The sequence below is a fragment of the Verrucosispora sioxanthis genome (genome assembly GCF_010560025.1).
GTDB lineage: Bacteria > Actinomycetota > Actinomycetes > Mycobacteriales > Micromonosporaceae > Micromonospora > Micromonospora palythoicola.
On record NZ_SAIY01000009.1, the window covers coordinates 183,769 to 206,610 of the forward strand.

Annotated in this window: 23 protein-coding genes and 1 pseudogene; 12 read left to right on the forward strand and 12 right to left on the reverse strand. The window is 71.7% G+C overall.

Annotated features, from left to right (window positions below; all coding sequences use genetic code 11):
* The first annotated feature begins 56 nt into the window (after positions 1-56).
* Entirely contained in the window at positions 57-1,883 is a 1,827-nt protein-coding gene (gene sucB, locus ENC19_RS23630) for a 2-oxoglutarate dehydrogenase, E2 component, dihydrolipoamide succinyltransferase (RefSeq protein ID WP_164449265.1), read from the forward strand.
* A 153-nt stretch (positions 1,884-2,036) separates the two neighbouring features.
* Here the strand turns inward: sucB and ENC19_RS23635 are convergent, their stop codons facing one another.
* Complete coding sequence (locus ENC19_RS23635; RefSeq protein ID WP_164449266.1) at positions 2,037-2,981, reverse strand: SDR family NAD(P)-dependent oxidoreductase; 945 nt, start codon at positions 2,979-2,981, stop codon at positions 2,037-2,039.
* A gap of 138 nt (positions 2,982-3,119) precedes the next feature.
* Between ENC19_RS23635 and ENC19_RS23640 the strand changes: the two genes are divergently transcribed.
* The 6 genes from ENC19_RS23640 to ENC19_RS23665 all read left to right on the forward strand — a co-directional run bounded on the left by ENC19_RS23640 (position 3,120) and on the right by ENC19_RS23665 (position 8,064).
* Positions 3,120-3,698 (forward strand): TetR/AcrR family transcriptional regulator, encoded by a 579-nt coding sequence (locus ENC19_RS23640; RefSeq protein ID WP_164449267.1) that lies wholly within the window; start codon positions 3,120-3,122, stop codon positions 3,696-3,698.
* Positions 3,699-3,743: 45 nt separating this feature from the next.
* Positions 3,744-5,066 (forward strand): low temperature requirement protein A, encoded by a 1,323-nt coding sequence (locus ENC19_RS23645; RefSeq protein ID WP_164449268.1) that lies wholly within the window; start codon positions 3,744-3,746, stop codon positions 5,064-5,066.
* 53 nt (positions 5,067-5,119) lie between these two features.
* Entirely contained in the window at positions 5,120-5,389 is a 270-nt protein-coding gene (locus ENC19_RS23650; protein ID WP_164449269.1) for a type II toxin-antitoxin system Phd/YefM family antitoxin, read from the forward strand.
* The gene (locus ENC19_RS23655; RefSeq protein ID WP_216592978.1) at positions 5,379-5,798 is read left to right on the forward strand and encodes a type II toxin-antitoxin system VapC family toxin; all 420 of its coding nucleotides are present in this window, start codon (positions 5,379-5,381) and stop codon (positions 5,796-5,798) included. Before ENC19_RS23650 ends, ENC19_RS23655 begins: the two co-directional genes overlap by 11 nt.
* Before the next feature lie 311 nt (positions 5,799-6,109).
* Positions 6,110-7,117: an aldo/keto reductase gene (locus ENC19_RS23660; protein WP_164449271.1), complete on the forward strand. Its 1,008-nt coding sequence runs from the start codon at positions 6,110-6,112 to the stop codon at positions 7,115-7,117.
* 47 nt (positions 7,118-7,164) lie between these two features.
* Entirely contained in the window at positions 7,165-8,064 is a 900-nt protein-coding gene (locus ENC19_RS23665; protein ID WP_164449361.1) for a TIGR01777 family oxidoreductase, read from the forward strand.
* Positions 8,065-8,173: 109 nt separating this feature from the next.
* Here the strand turns inward: ENC19_RS23665 and ENC19_RS23670 are convergent, their stop codons facing one another.
* Complete coding sequence (locus ENC19_RS23670; protein ID WP_328824360.1) at positions 8,174-9,403, reverse strand: extracellular catalytic domain type 1 short-chain-length polyhydroxyalkanoate depolymerase; 1,230 nt, start codon at positions 9,401-9,403, stop codon at positions 8,174-8,176.
* Positions 9,404-9,585: 182 nt separating this feature from the next.
* Here ENC19_RS23670 and ENC19_RS23675 point away from each other — a divergent pair, with 182 nt between their 5' ends.
* A complete protein-coding gene (locus tag ENC19_RS23675; protein WP_164449273.1) occupies positions 9,586-11,406 on the forward strand; it encodes a glycosyltransferase family protein in 1,821 nt (606 codons plus the stop codon).
* Positions 11,407-11,492: 86 nt separating this feature from the next.
* Entirely contained in the window at positions 11,493-12,137 is a 645-nt protein-coding gene (lipB, locus tag ENC19_RS23680) for a lipoyl(octanoyl) transferase LipB (RefSeq protein WP_164449274.1), read from the forward strand.
* Positions 12,138-12,254: 117 nt separating this feature from the next.
* On the opposite strand, the gene aspS is transcribed toward lipB, so the two are convergent.
* Entirely contained in the window at positions 12,255-13,541 is a 1,287-nt protein-coding gene (aspS, locus tag ENC19_RS23685; RefSeq protein WP_164449275.1) for an aspartate--tRNA(Asn) ligase, read from the reverse strand.
* 450 nt (positions 13,542-13,991) lie between these two features.
* Between aspS and lipA the strand changes: the two genes are divergently transcribed.
* Entirely contained in the window at positions 13,992-14,984 is a 993-nt protein-coding gene (lipA, locus tag ENC19_RS23690) for a lipoyl synthase (protein ID WP_164449276.1), read from the forward strand.
* Positions 14,985-15,100: 116 nt separating this feature from the next.
* On the opposite strand, the gene ENC19_RS29635 is transcribed toward lipA, so the two are convergent.
* The 6 genes and pseudogenes from ENC19_RS29635 to ENC19_RS29415 form a co-directional block, all read right to left on the reverse strand.
* Positions 15,101-15,268: a LuxR C-terminal-related transcriptional regulator gene (locus ENC19_RS29635; RefSeq protein ID WP_328824361.1), complete on the reverse strand. Its 168-nt coding sequence runs from the start codon at positions 15,266-15,268 to the stop codon at positions 15,101-15,103.
* 17 nt (positions 15,269-15,285) lie between these two features.
* On the reverse strand, positions 15,286-16,176 hold the full coding sequence (locus ENC19_RS29640; RefSeq protein WP_208020999.1) for a tetratricopeptide repeat protein: 891 nt from the start codon (positions 16,174-16,176) through the stop codon (positions 15,286-15,288).
* Positions 16,177-16,336: 160 nt separating this feature from the next.
* The gene (locus ENC19_RS29645) at positions 16,337-16,663 is read right to left on the reverse strand and encodes a YfgM family protein (RefSeq protein ID WP_208021000.1); all 327 of its coding nucleotides are present in this window, start codon (positions 16,661-16,663) and stop codon (positions 16,337-16,339) included.
* On the reverse strand, positions 16,591-17,811 hold the full coding sequence (locus ENC19_RS29650) for an ATP-binding protein (protein WP_208021001.1): 1,221 nt from the start codon (positions 17,809-17,811) through the stop codon (positions 16,591-16,593). The genes ENC19_RS29645 and ENC19_RS29650 overlap by 73 nt, the downstream gene beginning before the upstream one ends.
* Positions 17,753-17,992 (reverse strand): annotated as a pseudogene (locus ENC19_RS31565) (ATP-binding protein); the annotation flags it as partial. The gene ENC19_RS29650 and the pseudogene ENC19_RS31565, both read right to left, overlap by 59 nt.
* A 98-nt stretch (positions 17,993-18,090) precedes the next feature.
* Positions 18,091-18,261 (reverse strand): hypothetical protein, encoded by a 171-nt coding sequence (locus ENC19_RS29415; protein ID WP_166459000.1) that lies wholly within the window; start codon positions 18,259-18,261, stop codon positions 18,091-18,093.
* 196 nt (positions 18,262-18,457) lie between these two features.
* Here ENC19_RS29415 and ENC19_RS23700 point away from each other — a divergent pair, with 196 nt between their 5' ends.
* Positions 18,458-19,147 (forward strand): DUF4191 domain-containing protein, encoded by a 690-nt coding sequence (locus ENC19_RS23700; protein WP_164449277.1) that lies wholly within the window; start codon positions 18,458-18,460, stop codon positions 19,145-19,147.
* 21 nt (positions 19,148-19,168) lie between these two features.
* Here ENC19_RS23700 and ENC19_RS23705 read toward each other — a convergent pair whose 3' ends face one another.
* Complete coding sequence (locus ENC19_RS23705; protein WP_164449278.1) at positions 19,169-19,567, reverse strand: RDD family protein; 399 nt, start codon at positions 19,565-19,567, stop codon at positions 19,169-19,171.
* 300 nt (positions 19,568-19,867) lie between these two features.
* On the opposite strand from ENC19_RS23705, the gene glnA reads away from it, so the two are divergent.
* The gene (gene glnA / locus ENC19_RS23710) at positions 19,868-21,292 is read left to right on the forward strand and encodes a type I glutamate--ammonia ligase (RefSeq protein ID WP_164449279.1); all 1,425 of its coding nucleotides are present in this window, start codon (positions 19,868-19,870) and stop codon (positions 21,290-21,292) included.
* Between the two features lie 175 nt (positions 21,293-21,467).
* Here glnA and ENC19_RS23715 read toward each other — a convergent pair whose 3' ends face one another.
* Complete coding sequence (locus tag ENC19_RS23715; RefSeq protein ID WP_164449280.1) at positions 21,468-22,103, reverse strand: hypothetical protein; 636 nt, start codon at positions 22,101-22,103, stop codon at positions 21,468-21,470.
* Positions 22,103-22,618 (reverse strand): SigE family RNA polymerase sigma factor, encoded by a 516-nt coding sequence (locus ENC19_RS23720; protein WP_164449281.1) that lies wholly within the window; start codon positions 22,616-22,618, stop codon positions 22,103-22,105. The genes ENC19_RS23715 and ENC19_RS23720 overlap by 1 nt, the downstream gene beginning before the upstream one ends.
* Between the last annotated feature and the right edge of the window lie 224 nt (positions 22,619-22,842).

A 22,842-nucleotide genomic window follows, 5' to 3' on the forward strand; every position in this document is an offset into this window, starting at 1 on the left:
GCGTCCGGCGACGGGCGGCGCTCCCCCCACCAGGGAAATGAAGGAGTCTGGAGAACATGCCGGTATCGGTCACCATGCCCCGGCTCGGCGAGAGCGTCACCGAGGGCACCGTCACGCGCTGGCTCAAGCAGGAGGGTGACACCGTCGAGGTCGACGAGCCGCTGCTCGAGGTGTCCACCGACAAGGTCGACACCGAGATCCCGTCCCCGGCGGCCGGGGTGCTGACCCGGATCGTGGTGGGCGAGGACGAGACGGCCGAGGTCGGCAGCGAGCTGGCGGTGATCTCCGGCGAGGGCGAGTCGGCCGGCGGTGGAGCCGCCCCGCAGCAGCAGGAGGAGGCTCCCGCCGAGCAGGCCGCCGAGGCGGCGGCGGAGCCGCAGGCCGAGGCGGAGCAGTCGGCCGTCGAGGAGCCGACCGAGCAGCCGGCGCAGGCGGCACCGGCACCGTCGGGCGAGGGCACCCCGGTGCAGATGCCGGCCCTGGGCGAGAGCGTCACCGAGGGTACGGTCACCCGCTGGCTCAAGCAGGTCGGCGAGACCGTCGAGGTCGACGAGCCGCTGCTGGAGGTCTCCACCGACAAGGTCGACACCGAGATCCCCTCGCCGGTCGCCGGTACCGTGCTGGAGATCAAGGTCGCCGAGGACGAGACCGCCGAGGTCGGCGCGACCCTGGCCGTGGTCGGTGCCGCCGGTGGCGCCCCGGCCGAGTCGAAGCCGGAGCCGAAGCCCGAAGCGGAGGCGAAGCCCGAGCCGCAGGCCGAACCCGAGCCGGAGGCCAAGCCGGAGCCGCAGGTGTCCGAGCCGACGCCGGGCATGTCGTACAACGAGCCGGCCGCCGAGGCCGAGACGGCGCAGGAGCCGGTGAAGGCCGAGCAGGCGGCGCAGCCGCCGGCTCCGGCGGCACCGCAGCGCGCGGCGGCGCCGGCCAACGGTGGCGAGCAGGCGGCCGGTTACGTGACCCCGCTGGTACGCAAGCTGGCCAGCCAGCACAACGTGGACCTCGCCTCGGTCAACGGCACCGGAGTCGGCGGCCGGATCCGCAAGCAGGACGTGCTGGACGCGGCAGAGCAGGCCAAGGCGGCCAAGGCCGCGCCGGCTCCGGCAGCCCAGCCGACGGCCGGAGCCCCGGCCAAGCCGGCCGCCAAGCCGCAGCCGAGCGCCAAGCGGGGCACCACCGAGAAGCTGCCGCGCATCCGCGCGGCGATCGCCAAGCGGATGCTGTCGTCGCTGCACGAGATGGCGCAGCTGACCACGGTGGTCGAGGTGGACGTCACCAAGATTGCCAAGCTGCGGGCGCAGGCCAAGGAGTCGTTCCAGCAGCGGCACGGCGTCAAGCTGTCGTTCCTGCCGTTCTTCGCCCTCGCGGCCATCGAGGCGCTCCAGGCGTACCCGATCGTCAACGCCAGCATGGACCTGGACGGCGGGACGATCACCTACCCGGACGCCGAGAACCTCGGTATCGCGGTGGACACCGAGCGGGGCCTGCTGGTGCCGGTCATCCACAACGCCGGTGACCTCAACCTGGGCGGGATCGCCAAGCGGGTCGCCGACCTGGCCGAGCGGACCCGGACCAACAAGATCAGCCCGGACGAGATCGCCGGTGCGACCTTCACGCTGACCAACACCGGCAGCCGGGGCGCCCTCTTCGACACCCCGATCGTGCCGTCGCCGCAGTCGGCGATGCTGGGTACGGGTGCCGTGGTCAAGCGTCCGGTCGTGGTCAACGACCCGGAGCTGGGTGAGGTCATCGCCGTACGCCAGATGGTCTACCTGGCCCTGTCCTACGACCACCGACTGATCGACGGCGCCGACGCCGCCCGCTTCCTGACCGCGGTCAAGGAGCGCCTGGAGGCCGGCAACTTCGAAGCCGAACTGGGCCTCTGACCCCAGCGCACCCAAGGGCGCCCCGGTCCTCCCGGACCGGGGCGCCCTGCTGTTCTCACCCGTCCCGCTCCCCCGAAAGGTCGATCATGAAGTTGTTGTCGCCGGGTTCGGCGTGGCGCGACAACAACTTCATGATCGACGGGGAGGTTGCGGTCAGGGGGTGAGGGTTTGGGTGCTGACCTCCCAGAGGCGGTGGGCAGCGTCGGGGTCGAGGGCGTAGGGGGCCACGCCGGTGCGGGTGTTCGGCTGGTGGGGGGCGGCCTGTTGGCAGTCCTCGAAGTAGCGACCGCCGACGCCGTCGAGCAGGGGTGAGGTGGCGACCAGGACCGAGGTGGCGGCGCCCTGCTCCGGGGTCTTCCAGGGCGGCGTGGCCGGCCCGCTCTGGGCGCGCAGCCGGGCCAGTTCCTCCTCGGTCACGTAGCGCTGGAGGTTGGTGCGGATCGTGCCGGGGTGCAGGGCGTTGACCAGGATGCCGTCGTCGGCCCAGCGCCGGCTCGCCTCGACGGCGAAGAGGACGTTCGCGGTCTTGGACTGCCCGTACGCGGCCCACGGCTCGTAGGGCCGGCGCTCGAAGTTGATGTCGTCGAAGACGACCGGCGAGCGCAGGTGGGCCGCCGAGCTGACCGAGACGATCCGGGCGCCCTGCGCGGCGGCGAGGGCCGGGTGCAGCCCGGTGGCGAGCGCGAAGTGGCCCAGGTGGTTGGTGGCGAACTGCATCTCCCAGCCCTGGGGGGTACGCATTTCGGGCGAGGCCATCATGCCGGCGTTGTTGACCAGGATGTGCAGCGGGCCGTCCCAGTTCGCCACGAAGGCGGCCACCGAGGCCGGGTCGGCCAGGTCGAGCGGGGCGACGCTGACCCGGTCGTTGCCGGTCGTACCGATGATCTCCGCCGCCGCCCGCTCCCCCTGCTCGGGCTTGCGGACGGCGAGGGTGACGTCGGCACCGGCGGACGCGAGCGCCCTGGCGGTCTCCACACCGATACCCGACCCCCCGCCGGTGACGACGGCTCGACGGCCGGTGAGGTCGACGCCCGCGACGACCTCCAGCGCGGTGGACTCGGCGGTGAACGGGGTGCTGACAGGCGTGCCGATGGTCATGATCCATCCTTGTCTCAGGGTGTGCGGCGATTCTGTCCGCCACTACGATGAGAAGCGGAGGCTCCTCCGTTACCGCCAGGCTAACCGGAGGATCCTCCGTTTGCCAACCGGGCGGAGGCCGACTGTCAGGAGGAGTACGTGCCGGAGCAGCCATCCCGACCGTTGCGCGCCGACGCGCTGCGCAACCGCCGACGGCTGCTGGAGGCGGCCGTCCGGGCGTTTTCCCGGTCCGGCACGGAGGTAACCCTGGAACAGATCGCCCGCGACGCCGGAGTGGGCATCGGCACGCTCTACCGGCACTTCCCCACCCGAGAGGCGTTGGTCGAGGCCGCCTACCGCAACGAGTTGGAGCGGCTCTGCGACTCCGCAGTGGAGCTGCTCGACCGGTTGCCGCCGGAGGCGGCGACCCGAGCCTGGATGGACCACTTCATCGACTACCTCGCCACCAAGCGGGAGATGGCCGACGCGCTGCGCCTGGTGATCGCCGCCGGCACCAACCCGTTCGCGCAGAGCCGGGACCGGCTGCTCGCCGCCCTGAACCGACTGCTGGCCGCGGGCGCGGCGGCCGGCACCGTCCGCTCGGACGTGCAGCCCGGTGACGTCCTCGCCGGGCTCAGCGGAGTCTCGCTCGCCGCCGGTGGACGGGAACAGCGCGATCAGGCGCGACGCCTGCTCGACCTGCTGATGGACGGCCTGCGGTACCGCCGGCCGGACTGATCGAAAACGGGCGTACGCCCAGGTCCGCGCTGCCAGACTCAGCCCGTGGGCGATGTGGGCTGGCGGGGGCGGCTCGGGCCGGCCGTCGGCATCGCACCCGGCGCCCGGGTCGACAAGTTCGAGATCTTCTTCGACCTGGTCTTCGTCTTCTCGTTCTTCATCATCACCCGCGCCACCGCCGCCAACATCAACGGCCGCCAACTGCTGCACGCCGCACTGGTGCTGGCCGTGCTCTGGTGGTGCTGGGTGGTGCACACGGTGGTAGCCACCCGCATCCGCATCGGCGAGGGTTTCGTGCCGGTGCTGATGGTCGTCGGGATGGCCGCGCTGTTCTGCTTCGCCCTGGCCCTGCCGCAGGCGTTCATGGACCACAAGGAGGAGGCGGGACCGGTCGTGGTCGCGGTCAGCTACGTGATCATCCGGGCCATCCATCTGATCCTGTTCCTGCACGTGGTCCGCGACAACCCGACCGAACGTCGGCAACTGCTCCGATACGCCCCGGAGCTGGCGCTGAGCACCGCGCTGCTGCTGGTGGCCGCCCTGCTACCCACCCACATCGCCGACGCCGGGACCGCCGCGTTCGTCCGCGACGCACTCTGGGTGAGCGTGGTGCTGCTGCAGTACGGCACCGGGCTGCTGGCCCGCACCTGGGGCTGGCAGGTCACCTCGGCGGAACACTGGACCGAACGGTACGACCTGATCCTGATCATCGCGCTCGGCGAGTCGGTGATCTCCGTCGGCGTCGGCAGCAACCTGCTCGGCCAGGCGCCGACCTGGCCCGGGGTGACCGCGGCCGTGTTCGGGATCTTCTTCACCGCCGCCCTGTGGTGGGTGCACTACGACCTGATCGGCCCGGCCGCCCGGATCGCTCTGCATGCCACCCTCGGCCCCGCCCGGGTGCTGATGGCCCGCGACGCCTACGCCTACCTCTACCTGCCGATGATCGCCGGGATCATCCTGTTCGCCCTCGGCGCCGAGGGCATCGTGCACGACGTCGCCGAGCCCGGCGTACCGGTGACCGAGCCGGCCCACGGGCCGAACGTGCCGATGCTGTTCGGCGGGGTGTTCCTCTACCTGCTCGGCAACATGGCCTTCCAGCTACGCACCCTGCACACGCTGAGCTGGACCCGGGTCGCCACCCTGGTCGTCCTGCTCGCCGCCATTCCGGTCGCCATGCCGATGCCCGGGCTGGTCGCCCTCGGCCTGCTCACCGCGATCTGCGTCGGCCTGGTCTTCGCCGAGGTCATCTTCATGGCCGAGGCCCGGCATACGCTGCGCGCGGTGGTCTTCGAGGAGCGGACCGCCCACGAGACCCACGAGGCCGCCTACCGCGCCCGCTGGCACGGCCAACCCCCCGGCACGACGTGACGCGAAAGAATCAGGTTGTAGCACTTTGTAGCACCCTTGCCTAGCATGGGGCTATGGCAGAGCACGCGCACCGGGAAATCACCCAACGAGAGTTGCGCAACGAGTCAGGCTCGATCATGCGCGGTGTGGAGCGGGGTGATTCCTTCATCATCACGCGCAACGGCACGCCGATCGGCAAGTTGATCCCGCTCCGGCGACGCACCTACGTGCCACGCGCCGAGGTGATGGCCGCCTTCGCCACCGCGCCCCCCCTCGATGCGGGGCGGCTCCGCCGAGACCTCGACTCGGCAGTCGACCAGGACCTGTCCGACCGTGAGTGGTGACTCACCCGCCGACCGTGGGCTGATCGACACGAACATCGTCATTCACCTGGCCGCCCTCGACCCTCAGGAATTACCCGAAGAGATGGTGATCAGCGCCGTCACGCTCGCCGAGCTCTCTGCCGGTCCACACCACACCGACGACCCCGCCGAGCGGGCGCGACGGACAAGCGTCCTGCAACACACCGAGGCCACGTTCGACCCACTACCCTTCGACGCCGAGGCAGCGCGCGCCTTCGGCCTGATCACCGGTGCGGTCCTGGTTGCCGGTCGCACCACTCGTCGCCGCATCGCCGACCTGATGATCGCCTCGGTGGCTCACGCCAACCGGTTACCGCTCTACACGACCAATCCGGGCGACTTCACCGGTCTGGTGGACCTGGTCAGCATCAGACCCGTACGCCGCCCCTGACGAAAGCCGTGCGGCTGCCGACCGCCCGCAATTCGATCGCGTTGCCGGTTGGGCGCTGATCCGACGAATGGTCGCCGAGTTGGAGCGGATGCTCGCCGACAATGGTGTCGGTGCCGCCGACGACATCGAGCCCGCCCGGCGATCGGCCGACGGGCTGGGGCTGTTCGCGGGCCGGAGTCGTTGTTCACCCCAGCCGACGTGGACCGCATCGACGCGATCCTCACCTCCGTACGCGCCACCGCCACCCCCACCCACGGGGTCGCGTGAGCGCGCTTGACTTCGAGTGCGCTCTAAACGCGACGCTTGGCCGCATGACGACGACACGGAAACTGGGTCGCAGCGGCATCGAGGTCAGCGCCATCGGCATGGGCTGCTGGGCGATCGGCGGGCCGCTGTGGGGTGACTACCGGCAGCCGCTGGGCTGGGGCGAGGTGGACGACGAGGAGTCGGTGCGGGCCGTGCACGCGGCGATCGAGCACGGGGTGACCTTCTTCGACACGGCCAGCAACTACGGGGCCGGGCACAGCGAGCGGGTGCTCGGCCGGGCGCTCGCCGGCCGTCGCGACCAGGTGGTGATCGCCACCAAGTTCGGCTACACCGCCGAGGAGGCGACCCGCCGGGCCACCGGCGAGGACCACCGTCCCGAGTACGCGGTGGCCAGCCTGGAGGCGTCGCTGCGCCGCCTCGGCACCGATCACGTCGACCTGTTGCAACTGCACCTGAACGACCTGGCACCGGCGCTCGCGCTCGACCTGGTCGACACGCTGGAGGGCCTGGTCACCCAGGGCAAGATCCGGGCGTACGGGTGGAGCACCGACCACCCCGCCTCGGCCGCCGCCTTCGCTCCTGCCGCCCCGCACTGCACGGCGATCCAGCACGACCAGTCCGTGCTGCGGGACAACGCCGAGATGCTGGCGGTCTGCGACACGTACGACCTGGCCAGCATCAACCGGGGGCCGCTGGCGATGGGGCTGCTCACCGCCGCCACCCGGTCGCTGGGCGACGACGACGTGCGGGGGCGGGCACCGGAGTGGTTGCCCTGGTTCACCGACGGCCAGCCGGCACCGCAGTGGGCGCAGCGGGTGGCTCGGGTACGCCAGGCACTCACCGTCGACGGCCGTACCCTCGCCCAGGGCGCGCTCGGCTGGCTGCTGGCCCGCAGCCCGCGTACGGTGCCGATTCCCGGGTTCCGCACGGTGGCCCAGGTGGAGGAGAACACCCGGGTGCTCACCCTCGGGCCGCTGCCCGCCGACGCCTACGACGAGGTGGAGCGGCAGCTGTCGGCGCTTCGCCCGAACGGGGCCGCCACGCCAGCGTGACCGACTCGACCGGGCCGGGTCGTCGCGCGTACCCGAAGATGGAGGGCATGCGGATCCTCATGGCCGGCGCGTCCGGCTTCCTCGGCACCCGGCTGGTCGACCTGCTCGTGGCCGACGGGCACCAGGTGACCCGGCTGGTACGACGCCCGCCGCGCGCCGCCGACGAGCGACAATGGTCGCCGTCGGCGGCGCAGTTGGACCCGGCGGTGGTCGCCGAGGCCGACGCGGTGGTCAACCTGGCCGGCGCGGGCGTCGGCGACCGGCGCTGGAACGACAGGTACCGGCAGCTGATCCGGTCCAGCCGGGTGGACACCACCACCACCCTGGCCACCACGATCGCCGGGCTGCCCGTCGCGGACCGGCCGGAGGTGCTGCTGAACTCCTCGGCGATCGGCTGGTACGGCAACACCGGTGACCGGGTGGTGGAGGAGGACGCGCCGGCCGGCGAGGGTTTCCTCGCCGACGTGGCCCGGGTGTGGGAGGCGGCCACCCGGCCGGCCGAGGACGCCGGGGTACGGGTGGTGCGACTGCGTACCGGGCTGCCGCTGCACCGCGACGGTGGCCTGCTCAAGCCGCAACTGCTGCCGTTCAAGCTGGGTATCGCCGGTCGGCTCGGCAGCGGCCGGCAATGGATTCCGTGGATCTCGATGACCGACTGGCTCAACGCCACCACGTTCCTGCTGGCCCGGGCCGACCTCGCCGGACCGGTCAACGTGGTCGGCCCGGCCCCGGTCACCAACGCCGAGTTCACCCGTGAGCTGGCCCGCCAACTGAACCGCCCCGCGGTCATCCCGATCCCGGCGCTGGCCCTGAAGGTGGCCCTCGGCGGCTTCGCCCAGGAGGCGTTGACCAGCACCCGAGTCCTCCCCGGCGTCCTGAACCGCGCCCAGTTCACCTTCCGCCACCCCGACCTCCGCACCGCCCTCCACGCCGCCCTCCACGACTGACCGCCCGCCCCTCCCACCCCTCTCCGTGCACGCGTTGATCATGAGGTTAGCGGCGAAGATGATCTCCATGACTGCCGCCAACCTCATGATCAACGGGGTGGGGGTGGGGTTAGCAGCCGATCACCCAGTGGTTGGGGGCGGTCTGGCGCAGGGTGGTGGTGTAGAAGGTGTTGTACAGGCCCATCCGCTGGTTGGAGCCGTTGGCGTAGGCGTAGCCGCCGGAGTGGTAGGCGCGGCCGGCGGTGACGTGGGCGTAGTTGCTGGCGGTCACGCAGGTCGGGGCGCCGGTGGGGGTCGGGCTCGCCGTCGGGGTGGGTGACGCGGTCGGGCTTGGCGACGTGGTCGGGGTCGCCGTGGGGGTCGGGGTGGTGCCGCCGGTCAGGCCGAAGAAGACCGCGTCGTGGTACGTCGAGCAGATGGTGTCCAGGAAGTACGCGGCGGCGGTGCCGCACTGCTCCGCGCCCGAGCCCGGGTCGACGGGGGTGCCGTGCCCCATCCCGGAGACCCGGTGCACCCGGACCACGTCGTTGCCGTACACCTCGACGCTGGTGCCCGCCGGCAGTTGCCGGGTGCTGGTGGGCGTCTGCGAGACACCGAGCACGTTCGTCCACTGGTCACGGGACTCGGTGGCGTTCGCCGTCGCCACCGTGTAGTCGCTGGTCCCGTGCCAGATGGCCACCTTCGGACGGGCACCGGAGTAGCCGGGGTGGGCGTTGCGGACCAGATCGCCCCACTGCGCGGGAGTCTTGTCCACGCCCGGGCTCATGCAGGAGAACGCGTTGATCATGCTGGTGGCGCAGCGGTGCGGCAGCCCGGCGATGATCGAACCACCGGCGAAGACGTCCGGGTAGGTCGCGAGCATGGTGGCGCTCATCGCCCCGCCGGCCGACAGCCCGCTGACGTAGACCCGGTTGGCGGCCGTGCCGTACGCCGACCGCGCGTGGTCGACCATCTGCTTGATGGAGAGCGCCTCGCCCTGCCCCCGGGTCGTGTCGCCGGTCTCGAACCAGTTGAAGCAGGAACTGGAGTTGTTGGCCGACCGCTGCTCGGGCACGATCAGCGCGAACCGCCACTGGTCGGCATACTTCTGCCAGCCGGAGTTGGCGAAGTAGCCGCTGGCGTTCTGGGCGCAGCCGTGCAGCAGCACCACGGCCGGGGCACCGGAGGGCAGGTTGTCCGGCCGGTACGCGTACATGGCGAGGTTGCCGGGGTTGGAGCCGAAGCCGGTGACCTGGGTCAGGGTTGCGGCCTGGGCGGGCGCGGCGACGGCCACCAGCGCGGTGGCGGCCAGGGCCAGCCCGGCCAGCGCACCGGCGAGCCGGGTACGGGTGCGGCGCACGAGAGCCTCCATAGGTTGTGAGCTGGGTCACCAATGATTGCCGCGACGTTACGCAGTTGTGTCGCGCGGATGACATGGTGGCCGTGCACACATTCGTCGATGCCCGGGTGTGGCACGGCGGGCCGGCGGCTACCTGCCGGGTCTGACCGGCGTGTCCCGGTGCGGTTGGTAACGTCCGCTAGGTGCCCACCTCCCCGTCCGTGGCGTCCGAGCCCGCCTCACCGTCGCCGTCGCGGGTCACCCGCGACCGCCGTACCGACCTGATCGTGGTGCTGGTCGCGTTGGCGCTCGCCGGTTGGGTGACCAGCGGGCTGTGGATCGACCCGAACGGACGGGCGATCACCGTCAACTCCAGCGACCAGGCGCTGTTCGAGTGGCTGCTGGCCTTCGGCGGGCACGCGCTGACCCACGGGGACAACCCGCTCTACACCTATCTGATCAACGTCCCCGACGGGGTCAACCTCGCGGTCAACACCTCGATCACGGTGTACGCGGCGGTCTTCGCCCCGCTGACGTACCTGATCGGCCCGCCGGCCACCTTCCTGGTGATCCTCACCCTGAATCTGGCCGCCACCGCCGTCGCCTGGTACTGGCTGCTCTCCCGGCACCTGGTCCGCAGCCCGCTCGCCGCCGCGATCGGCGGGCTGTTCATCGGCTTCTCCCCCGGCATGGTCTCGCACGCCAACGCCCACCTGAACTGGACCGCCGGCTGGCTGGTGCCACTGCTGGTCTGGCGGCTGTTCGCGCTGCGCCGCCCCGGCCACTGGCTGCGCGACGGCGCCCTCCTCGGCCTCCTCGTCGCGGTCGCCTTCTCGATCGCCGCCGAGGGCCTGTTCTTCACCGCGCTGGCGCTCGGTCTCTTCGTCGCCGTCTGGGCACTGCATCCGGCCAACCGGACGGAGGCCCGCGCCGTCCTGCCGTCGTTCCTGCGCGGGCTGGTGGTCACCGCGGTGGTCGCCGGGGTGTTGCTGGCGTACCCGCTGTGGCTGCACTTCGCCGGACCGCAGCGGTTCCACGGCACCGGCTTCGACGCAGTGATCCACTCCGAGGACGTCGCCGCGTACGCCGCCTACCCACGCCGCTCGCTGGCGGGCGAGGCCGGTTTCGGCACCTCGCTGGCACCGAACCCGACCGAGGAGAACTCCTTCTTCGGGCTGCCGCTGCTGGTGCTGGCCATCGGCTGTTTCGTGCTGCTGTGGCGGGGCGGTGACGCACGCCGGCGGGCGACCCTGTGGGCCCTCGGGATCCTCGCGGTGGTGTTCACCGCGCTCTCCTTCGGGCCGGTGGCCAAGGTCGAGGGTCGGCGCACCGACCTGCCGATGCCCTTCGACCTGCTCGGGCACCTGCCGGTGGTGAACGCCGCGCTGCCCGCCCGGTTCGCGCTTGTGGTGACGCCGGTGATCGGCCTGCTGCTGGCGTACGCGGTGGACCAGTTGCGTCGCCGCCCGCTGTCCCGCCCGGCGGCGGTGGCGTGGACCGTCGGCTTCGCGGTGGCCCTGGTGCCCCTGTTCCCCACCCCACTGCTGACCAGCGAACGCGAGCCGATTCCCCGTTTCATCACCTCCGGCGCCTGGCGGGACCACGTCTCCCCCGGCGGGGTGCTGACCCCGGCACCGCTCACCCTCGACGTCTACCCCGACGGTCAGCGCTGGCAGGCGTACGCGCTGGCGCACCGGCAGGGCGAGTTCGCCATCCCCTCCGGCTTCTTCCTCGGCCCCGGCGGTCCCGAGGACCGGGGACGCATCGGTCCGGTGCCGCGCCCGTTCGGCGCGCTGCTGGACCAGGCCGCCCGCACCGGGCTGCCGCCGATCGTCACCGAGGGCACCCGTGAGGAGGTACGCGCCGACCTGGAGCACTGGCGGATCGAGACGGTGGTGCTCGCCGAGGAGGTGCACGGTGCCAAGTGGCCGGTCGACGAGGAGGCCGTCCGCCGCACCCTGGTCCTGCTGTTCGGCGAGCCGGAGCGGGTCGAGGACGTCTGGGTGTGGCGGGTCCGCCGGTGACCGCGGCTCCGGCGGCCAGCGTGGCGGCTCCGGCGGTGAGCCGGCTCACCGATTGTGACCAGCCGGTACGGGTCTAGGCTGGACGGGTGACCGTGACGACCTCCGGCCTGACGGCCGTACGCGCCGGTGTCCTCGACTACGCCGCCGCCTGGGACGAGCAGCGTCGCCTGCACGAGGCGGTGGTCACCGGCGGGCAGGGTGACACCGTGCTGCTGCTGGAACACCCGAGCGTCTACACCGCGGGCAAGCGCACCGAGCCGTGGGACCGTCCGGTCGACGGCACCCCGGTGATCGACGTGGACCGCGGCGGCAAGATCACCTGGCACGGCCCGGGCCAGCTGGTGGGCTACCCGATCGTCCGCCTGCCCGACCCGGTCGACGTGGTCGCGTACGTGCGGCGGGTCGAGCAGTTGCTGATCGACGTGTGCGCCGAGTTCGGCCTGACCGCCGGGCGGGTCGAGGGGCGCAGCGGGGTGTGGGTGCCGGCCGACGCCCGGGGCCCCGAGCGGAAGGTCGCGGCGATCGGCATCCGGGTCGCCCGGGGCGTCACCCTGCACGGCTTCTCCATCAACTGCGACTGCGACCTGACCGCCTTCGACCGGATCGTGCCCTGCGGCATCCGCGACGCCGGCGTCACCTCCCTCACCGCCGAACTGAACCGCCCCATCACCGTCACCGACGTCCTCCCCGCAGTGGAACGCCACCTCCCCACCCTCCTCCCCACCCCCTGAACCACCCCACCCCACCCACTCGGTTGATCATGAAGTTGTTGTCCCGCCATACCGGTATCGGTGACAACAACTTCATGATCAACGGCGAGGTCGATCGGGTGGGTGTGGGTCAGGGGGTTAGGGGGTTAGGCGGTGAAGGTCGCGGGGGAAGGGGGTTACCTCGCGGATGTTGGGGGCGCCGGTGAGGCGGGCGACGAGGCGTTCCAGGCCGATGGCGAAGCCGCCGTGCGGAGGCATGCCGTGGCGGAAGGCGTCGACGTAGCCGGCGTACGGCTCCACCGGCTCACCTCGGGCGGCCAGCGCGGCCAGGTAGTCGGCGTGCCGGTGCAGCCGCTGTCCGCCGGTGACCAGTTCGAGGCCCCGGAACAGCAGGTCGAAGCCGTTGGAGTAGCCCGGCCGTGCCGGGTCCGGGTGGGTGTAGAAGGGCCGCTTCGCCATCGGGTACCCGGTGACGAAGAGGAACTCCGACCCGTGTTCGTGCCGGGCCCACTCCCCCAGCGCCCGCTCGTGCGCCGGGGCCAGGTCCGGTTCGTCGGCCGGCGCGCCGGCGATCCGCAGCGCGTCGGTGAAGTGCACCGCCGGGATCTGCGCCGGCACCGGTGGGGGCGTGACGCCGAGGGTGGCCAGCGCGGCGGCGGCCCGGTCAGCGACCGCGTCGAGCATCCCGGCGAGGGTGTCCCGCAGCACCGCCATCACGTCCCGGTGGTCGGTGACGAAACCCAACTCGACGTCGAGCGAGGTGTACTGCGCCAGGTGTCGCACGGTGTCGTGCGGTTCGGCGCGGAACACCGGCCCGACCTCGTAGACCCGCTCGAAGACCCCGACCATCAGCTGCTTGTAGAACTGTGGCGACTGGGCCAAATAAGCGGGCCGACCGAACCAGTCCAGGGCGAAGACGTTCGCCCCGCTCTCGGTGCTGGCGGCGACCACCTTGGGTGTCTGGATCTCCACGAAGCGGTGGGCGTCCAACGAGGCCCGGAAACCGGCCACCGCCGCCGCGGAGATCCGCAACGCGGCCGACCGGGTCGGGTGGCGCAGGGCGACCGGGGCATGGTCCAGCTGGGTCGGCAGGGTGGCCGCCAGTTCGGGCCGGTACAGGTCGAACGGGGGCGGCACGGCGGGTGGGCCGAGCGGACGTACCGTCGGGTCGGTCAGCTCCAACCCGCCGGGTGCCGCCGCGTTGGCGACCACGGTGGCCACCACCTCGACGACGGTCTCCTCCGGCAGCGCCGCGACCTCGGCGCGCACCACGGGGTCGGTGACCACCACCTGCACCAGGCCGGCGGCGTCCCGGACGATCAGGAAGGCCACCGACTTGAGCAGCCGGCGGCGGTGGACCCAGCCGGCAACCCGGACGGTGCGCCCGGTGTACGGCGTGAGCTGGTCGGACAGGATGCGTTGCATGGCTACCTCCTCGATCAATCGCAACGCGATCCCCGGGAGGTGTGGGCGAGCGGGAAACCTCGCGGTGCCACCACACCTTCGCTCCCGTCGGGACGGGAGCCTCGTTCGTCGCCTTTTCACCGGGGCCAGCCGGGCGGGGTCTACTGGGCGCGGATACCGGGGTGACCCTGCTCAACGAGGGCTGTCACCGCACGCCGTTCTTCCCGCGGCTCGGGAGGGTCTTCGCGGGCCGGCGCCAGACCGCCTCGCAGCAACCGGCGGCTCTCTTCAACTGGCGGGTCGGCGCGCTACTCGGCTCCGTCGTCGCTGTTCGTCGGGCACGTTAACACCTGGCCGGACCCGCCTGTTACGTGTTTATCCCGGCCCCGGTGTCCGGCGTCACAGCATTTCCGGGGTGACGGCCGTCGCCCGCCGTTCATCGACCGCCGCCGTCCGGCGTAGGCTCGTTTTGTGACGATCGAGCACTCCGCGCCGACGACCGGCCAGGCCGCGAGTACCGCGACGCCCGCACCCGAGGGGCGGCGACTGCTGCGGATCGAGGCACGCAACGCCGAGACGCCGATCGAGCGCAAACCGCCGTGGATCAAGGTCAAGGCCAAGATGGGCCCGGAGTACACCCAGCTGCGCGGGTTGGTCTCGCGCGAGGGGCTGCACACGGTGTGCCAGGAGGCCGGCTGCCCCAACATCTACGAATGCTGGGAGGACCGCGAAGCCACCTTCCTCATCGGCGGTGACCAGTGCACCCGCCGCTGCGACTTCTGCCAGATCGACACCGGCAAGCCGGCCGAGTTCGACGCCGACGAGCCGCGTCGCGTCGCCGAGTCGGTGGTCTCGATGGGGTTGCGGTACGCCACCATCACCGGAGTCGCCCGCGACGACCTGCCCGACGGCGGGGCCTGGCTCTACGCCGAGACGGTGCGGCAGATCCACGCCCTGCAACCCGGCTGCGGCGTCGAGTTGCTGATCCCGGACTTCAACGCGGTACCCGAGCAGCTCGCCGAGGTCTTCGGCGCCCGACCGGAGGTGCTCGCGCACAACGTGGAGACGGTCCCCCGGATCTTCAAGCGGATCCGGCCGGCCTTCCGCTACGAACGGTCGCTGGACGTCATCCGGCAGGCCCGCGCCGACGGCCTGGTCACCAAGAGCAACCTGATCCTCGGGATGGGCGAGGAGCGGGCCGAGATCTCCCAGGCCCTGCGCGACCTGCACGCCGCCGGCTGCGAGCTGATCACCATCACCCAGTACCTGCGCCCCTCCCCCCGGCACCACCCGGTGGAACGCTGGGTCAAGCCGGAGGAGTTCGTCGAGCTGCGCGAGGAGGCCGAGGAGATCGGTTTCGCCGGTGTGATGAGCGGCCCCCTGGTCCGCTCCTCCTACCGCGCCGGCCGCCTCTACCAGCAGGCGCTCGCCGCCCGCGAACCCGCACCCCTCCCCACCCGCTAACCACCCTCACCCCACCCTCACGCCGTCGATCTTGCACTTGTGGTCGCCGTTGTGCGGCTTTCGCGGCGTATGCACCAACCGAAAGCGCAAGATCGGCGCGGTCTGGGCGGGTGGGGTCAGGTGAGCAGGTTGAGGCGGTGGGCGAGGGCGGCGGCCTCCACCCGGTTGGTCACGTCCAGCTTGGCGATGATCCGGGAGACGTGCACGCTCGCGGTCTTGGGCGAGATGAACAACTGTTCGGCGATGCGGCTGTTGCTGTGTCCCGCGGCGACCAGGCGCAACACCTCGCGTTCCCGCTCGGTCAGCAGCTCCGCGCCGGGCCGGCCCCGGCCGACGCCGCAGGCCGACGCGGCGGGCGAGGGTGGCCGCCCGCTCGGCGAGCCGGACCGCACCGAGCCCGCCGGCGAGCCCGGCCGCCTCGCTCACCGCCGCGGCCACCGCGTCCGCTGCCCCGCCCCCGCCGCCGCCTCGGCGAAACCCAGCAGCACCCGGGCCAGTTCCCCGGGCTGACCGGCGGTCCGCCAGGCCGCGACCGCCGTTTGCCAGGCGGCGAGCGACCCGGCGTCGGACGCCTCGGCACCCGACCCACGGTGGCGGCCACCTCGGCGGCGTACGCCTTCTCGGCGGGAAACCGGGCCGCGACGCCGCCGGCCAACGCGGCGACCTCGGCGGCCACGGCCTCGGCGTCGACGTGTCGGGCGACCCGCGCCGTCGCCGCCAGCACCGGCCAGCTGTAGCGGGGATAGTCGACGATCGCCGGATCGGTCAGGCTCGCCCGTGCCGCCCGCAGCGCCTCGGCCCGGTCGTCGGCCACGAGCGCCGCCTCCAGCCGCAGCAGATACAGCGGAAGCCGGTTGTGCGGGTGCAGGTACGGCTTGCTGAGAAAGCTCAGCGCCCGAGCGACCGTCTCGTCGGCGCGGGGATGCCCCTGCGCCAGTCGCAGTGCCGCCCGCAGTTGCAGCCAGTGCAGCCCGGAGACGCCCGGCGGGTCGAGCCGGGCCGCCTCGGCGCACACCTGGTCGGCCTCCGCCCAACGGCCCAGCGCCAGCAACGCCTCCGCCCGGTTCGAGAGCAGGTACGCGCCGGTGGAGCGGCTGATGCCGACCCGACGCGCCTCGCTCACCCCGTCGGCGGCGGCCTGCGCCGACTCGTCGTACCGGCCCAGCTCGTACAGCACGTCGGAGATGTGCACCAGCGCGCTGACCAGCGCCGGAGCCTCCCGGCGGTCCGCGCCAGCGCCTCGCAGCGGCGCAGCTCGGCCAACCCCAGATCAGCCGCGCCCTCGCGGCGTTTCAGCACCGCCAGCTGCACCAGCAGCAGGGCACCGTCCGCGCCGGCCGCCTGCGCCGCGGTCACCACCTCGGCGGCGATCCGGGCCGCGTCGGTGTGGTCGATGCGGGCCAGGTGATCGGCGAGGTCGGCGAGCAGCCGCAGCCGGTCGGGCCGTCCGACACCCCGGACACCAGCCGGTACGCCTCCCGCAGCTCGGTGGCGCCGTCGCTCTTGCCGAGCATGGCCAGCATCCGGCCGCGCCGATCCAGCAACCGCGCCGCGCGCAGCGGCTCCGCACCGGTGTCGACCTCGTCCAGCGCGGCCCGGGTCAGGGTCAGGGCACGCTGGTAGTCACCGGCGGTGGTCGCCGCGCCGAGCGTCTCCTCCAGCAGCGCGAGGTGGTCCATGCCGAGCCGGTCGGCGGCGTCGGGCACCAGCTCCCACAGTTCCAGCACCCGTTCCAGCAGCCGGGTCTGCTCGGCGTACGCGTACCGGTCGGCGGCGGCGCCGGCGTCACCCGGGCGGCCACCAGGGCCCGGGGATGGTCGTGGGCGGCGTACCAGTGGTGGGCGATCTCGGCCGGCGCCCGGCCGGCGGCGACCAGGTGCGGCTGCGCCTCGATGGCCGCGGCGAACCGGGCGTGCAGCCGGGCGTGTTCGCCGGGCAGCAACTCGTCGTGGACCGCCTCACGGACCAGCGCGTGGCGGAACTCGTAGTCGCCGTCCGGGTCGGCGACCAGCAGCTGCGCGGCGACGGCGGCCCGTACCGCGTCGTCCAGCTCCGCCTCGGGCAGGCCGGCGACCTCGGCGAGCAGTTGGTGTGCCAGTCGGTTGCCGCCGGCGGCGGCGATCCGCAGCACCCGCTGGGCCGACTCGGGCAGCCGGTCCACCCGGGCCAGCAGCAGATCGCGCAGTGTCTCCGGCAGCGCGGCGCAGCCGATCGGGCTGCCGGCGGCGGCGAGTTCCTCGATGAACAGGGGGTTGCCCTGCGTACGGTCGTGGATGTCGTCGACCGCCCGGGCGGCCGGCTCGGCACCCAGCAGCCCGGCGAGGACCGCCCCGGTGCCGTCCCGCTCCAGCCGGGACAGCTCGACCCGCTCGACGCCCCGGGCCCGGTCCAGCTCGGCCAGGAAGGGCCGCAACGGGTGGCCCCGGTGCAGCTCGTCGGTGCGGTAGGTGCAGATCAGCAGCAGCGGGCCGGGGTGGCCCGCCCGCACCAGGAAGCCGATGAGATCGCGGGTCGACCGGTCCGCCCAGTGCAGATCCTCGATCGCCACGATCAGTGGCCGCGCCGCGGCGAGCCGGCCGAACAGCTGGGCGACCAGGTCGAACAGGTAACCCCGGGGGGCGTCCGAGGGTGTGCGGCGGCGGGCGCGGTGGCACCGGCCGGGCAGGCCAGCTCCGGCAGCAGGCGGGCGAACTCGGCGTCGTACCCGTCGAGGACGCCGGTCCGTCGCGGCGCAGCACCGCCCGCAGGACCGCGGCGAACGGGGCGAACGGCAGGCCGGCCTCGCCGAGTTCGAGGCACTGCCCGACCAGCAGGCGGGCGTCGTCACCGACGGCGCGGCCGAACTCCTCCAGCAGGCGGGTCTTGCCGACCCCGGCCTCGCCGCCGACCAGGAGGGTGACCGGCTCCCCGGCGCGGACGCGGGCGACCGCCTCGCGTAGCCGTGTCATCTCCCGCTGGCGGCCGACGAGGACGGTACTGGTGGGGCGGACGGTCACGGCACCGAGCATGCCACGCCCACCCTCGCCGGCCCGCCGGCCGTTCCCCCCGGCCCCGACACCGTGGTGGTGTCGGGGCGGGAACGGTGCGGTTGGTTCTCCCCCACGGCTCAGTGGCGGGCCTCGTCGGTGTGCGTCCGATGCTGCCGGCGGTGCAGCCAACCGCGTGCCGAGCGGTGCGGCAGCGACCGCGCCAGCCGGTCCCGGGCGGCGTCGGCCCGCAGCTCCGCCGCGTGCGTACGGTAGAGGCTGAGCATGAGATTGGCGTCGTGACCGAACATGTCGCGCTCCCTGCGATTCGTCGTCATCCGATGACACCGACTCTGCTCGCGAAGGTGCCGCCGGGGCATGGGCACGGTGCCTGATCTGTGCCCGCTCGCCCTCCTTACGCCGGGTCGCTGGCGGCGGTTCGGGGTCGTAAGGTACTCAGCCGGCCGCGGATCAACTGTGCGGCGGGCGCCCACTAGACTCGACGTCATGGCAAAGCCCCAGGAGAAGGTCTCGTTCGGCCAGCGGCTGAAGCAGATCGGGTTGGTGTTCCGGTTCACCGCCAAGCAGGACAAGTGGTTCGCCCCCTTGGCCGCCGGTGCGGTGCTGATTCCGCTCGCGTTGACCGTGGTCGCGGTCGCGCTCTGGGGCTGGCTCTGGTTGCCGCTGGGCATCCTGTTCGCCCTGCTCTGCCTGTTGATCGTGCTCAACCTGCGGTCGAACCGGGCGATGATGAACGCGGCCGAGGGGCAGCCGGGTGCCGCCGCCCAGATCATGGAGAACATGCGCGGTGACTGGCGGGTCTCCCCGGCGGTCAGCTCGACCACCCAGATGGACATGGTGCACCTGGTCATCGGGCGGCCCGGCGTGATCCTGCTGGCGGAGGGCAATCCGCAGCGGGTCCGCGGCCTGCTCGGCCAGGAGAAGCGGCGACTGGCCAAGGTGATCGGCAATGCTCCGCTCTACGACTACGTCATCGGGCAGGACGAGGGCGAGCTGCCGATCCGCAAGCTGCGGATGACGCTGATGCGGCTGCCCCGCAACCTGAGCGGCAAGGACGTCAACTCCCTGGACAAGCGCCTCAAGGCGCTCACCTCTCGCCCGCAGATGCCCAAGGGGGCCATCCCGAAGAACCTCCGCCCGCCGCGCGGCGCGTCCCGCCAGATGCGCGGCCGCTGAGCCGGCACATCGGGGAGCCGGTCAGCGCGGGCCGGGGGTGACGACCGAGCCGGCGAGGCGGTCGTGCAGACCGCGCCGGTGCTGGTCCATCAGCAGGGCGGGGACGACCAGGGCCAGCAGCACACCCCGCAGCAGTGCCCGGAGCAGACCGATCCGGCCGCCGTCGGTCCAGTCGACGCATCGGATCCTGGTCAGGTACATGCCGGGTGTCTGGGCGAACAGCCCCAGGAAGAAGCCGTACAGCAGGATCAGCACCAGCACAGGTGCCCAGGCGTCCCGGGTTGGGCTGGCGAACAGGCCGGACGCGAGAAGGCAGAGAATCCAGTCGACGACCAGCGCCCCGAACCGACGCCCGAGGTCGGCCGGGACGAAGTCGGGGTCCGTGGCGGGGGGCGGTGACGGGCGCGGCTCGGTGGTCACCCGGACGAGCCTAGTCAGCGCCGGGGCCGCGCCGAGTGTGGGCCCGGCGCACGGTGCGAGGCGAACCGGATCGGTACCGGGCCGCGCCGACGCGTGGTGCCAAAAAGGACCAATCTCATCAAGGTTCACTACACTGGCACAGCCGGACCCGTCCCTCGGGTTGAGGTGCCCGGGTCAGGCACCGAGGTGACCGAACGCGAGGGACGTAACACGGCAGAAACACTGGAGACATGGCCGGGCAACCGCACGGCCATAGCGTCGCCAGGAGCCTAGCTATCCGTGGACGTGCCAGGAGGACGAGTGTTCGCCAATCCCGAGGAACTCCTGCGTTACCTCAAGAACGAGGACGTGAAGTTCGTCGACGTTCGTTTCTGTGACCTGCCCGGCGTCATGCAGCACTTCAACCTGCCGGTGGAGTCCGTCGACGACGACTTCTTCACCAACGGTCTCGCTTTCGACGGGTCGTCGATCCGCGGCTTCCAGGCGATCCACGAGTCGGACATGCTCCTGCTCCCGGACGTCGCCACCGCCTTCATCGACCCGTTCCGCGCGCAGAAGACCCTCGCGCTGAACTTCTTCATCCACGACCCGTTCACCCGCGAGGCGTACTCGCGTGACCCGCGCAACGTGGCGAAGAAGGCCGAGGCCTACCTCGCCGCCAGCGGCATCGCCGACACCGCCTACTTCGGTCCGGAGGCGGAGTTCTACATCTTCGACTCCATCCGTCACGAGACCTCCGCGCACCAGGCGTACTACTACATCGACTCGATCGAGGGCGCCTGGAACACCGGTCGTGAGGAGGAGGGCGGCAACCGCGGCTACAAGACCGCGTACAAGGGTGGTTACTTCCCGGTGCCGCCGGTCGACCACTACGCCGACCTGCGTGACCAGATCGTGCGCCGGCTGATCGACACCGGTTTCACCGTGGAGCGCTCGCACCACGAGGTCGGCACCGCCGGCCAGGCGGAGATCAACTACAAGTTCTCCACCCTGCTGCACGCCGGTGACCAGCTCCAGCTCTTCAAGTACATCGTGAAGAACACCGCCTGGGCCGCCGGCAAGACCGCCACCTTCATGCCGAAGCCGCTCTTCGGCGACAACGGCTCCGGCATGCACACCCACCAGAGCCTCTGGCTGGGCGGCGAGCCGCTGTTCTACGACGAGACCGGCTACGCCGGCCTGTCCGACACCGCCCGCTGGTACATCGGCGGTCTGCTGCACCACGCGCCGTCGCTGCTGGCCTTCACCAACCCGACGGTCAACTCGTACCGTCGCCTGGTGCCGGGCTTCGAGGCGCCGGTCAACCTGGTCTACTCGCAGCGCAACCGCTCCGCCTGCACCCGCATCCCGGTCACCGGCAGCAACCCGAAGGCCAAGCGGGTCGAGTTCCGGGTGCCGGACCCGTCGGCGAACGTCTACCTCGCCTTCTCGGCGATGCTGATGGCCGGCCTGGACGGCATCAAGAGCAAGATCGAGCCGCCGGCGCCGATCGACAAGGACCTCTACGACCTCCCGCCGGAGGAGTGGGGCGACGTCAAGCAGGTGCCGGGCTCGCTGCCGGCGGTGCTGGACTCGCTGGAGGCCGATCACGACTACCTGCTCGACGGCGGCGTGTTCACCCCCGACCTGATCTCCACCTGGATCGACTGGAAGCGGGCCAACGAGGTCGACCCGGTGCGTCTGCGCCCGACCCCGCACGAGTTCGCGATGTACTTCGACTGCTAGGACCGATCAAGGCGCGGACGTGGACCAACAGGATCACTACTGATCTTGGGTACAGGTTGGGTACAACCTGACGGACGGCGGTCATGCCCGGCTCACAGTCGGCATGGCCGCCGTTCCGCGTTGCCCGAGCGCGCCGCCGCGCACCTTGCGCAGGTGCGCGGCGGACGACGGTCCATCAGTCGAGGGTGCGTACCACGCCCGGCTGGACGTGGATGCCGTCGGCGAAGTCGACGATGTCCTGCTGGGTCCAGCCCTGGGTGTCCCAGATCTGCACCAGCATCCAGACGCCGTCGGGCTGCTTGACCCACAGATTCTTGCCGACATGGGTGCCATCGGCGGTATTGAGCACGCCAGGCTTGCCGCCGACATCAAGCTGCGTACCGGTCGGGGTGGAGTGGTCGCTCTTTGACTGCAGGGTGATGAGGATCTTGTCGATGTAGACGTGTGGGCTCTTGTTAGCCGCGTTCTCTGGGGCAATCGTCAGGGTGCCGGCGTCGCCGCCCTGGATCTCCCAGCCCGATGGGACTTTGTCGATCGTGAAGCCTTGAGGCTGCTCGCCCTCGTAGGCCACCAGGCGGGTAGCCACGACTTGGGCCGGCGCGTTGTCGCCTATGGTGATCGGGCCTCCCTGGGTGCCGTAGGTGACGGCGACGGCCAGCGCGGCGACCGCGAAGGCCGAGGCACCGAGCGCGCGGGCGGACCGGCGGCGGCGCAGCGCCCGGCGGCCCCGGGCCAGGTCGGCGTCGACCTCGGCGGCCGACGGCTCGGCGGCCGGGCCCGCGATCCGGTCGAGCCGGTCGTGCAGATCCATCATCGCGTGACTCCCGTCAGGGGATACTGGGCAAGGGCGGCCCGCAACCGGTCCAGGGCGCGGGCTGTCTGGCTCTTCACCGTTCCCTCGGAGCAGCCGAGGGCGTCGGCGGTGTCGGCTACGGAAAGGTCGTAGAAGTAGCGGAAAACCACTGCGGCGCGCATCTTTGGTGGCAGGTCGCGAAGGGCCGCGCGCAGGCCGTCGTCGAGGTCGCCGCCGCTGCCCGGTTCGGCGCGGGAACGATCCGGAAGGTCCGCCACCGAGCGTTCATGGCGGCGCCACCACCGACGGCGTTCGTCGGTCAGCGCGTTGACCAGGGTCCGGCGCAGGTAGCCCTCGATATTGTCCGCCCGCTGGACCGCCGGCCAGGCGACGTACAGCTTGGTCAGCGTCGACTGGACCAGATCCTCGGCCAGATGCGCGTCGCCACCGGTCAGCAGCGTCGCCGTTCGTACCAGCCCGGCACGCCGACTGAGCACGAAGCTGTGGAACTGCTCGTCACGGTCACATTTCACACACGCCCTCCTTCACTCTCACGGCCCCCTGACGATTCGCAAGCGAGTGGGGTTGCATGGCGGCGAATGAGTGCCCCGTGGTTTGTCACCCGGTCCGGCAGTGCCTCGGAGCCCCGCTGCTCGACGGACGGCTCCGCACTCAGCGCCCTCCGGGTCGGCTCCGCTCCTCGCGGAGCCGACCCGCGGCGCTCACCGTGGGGCTGCTCGGCCCGGCCGTGCTCCCG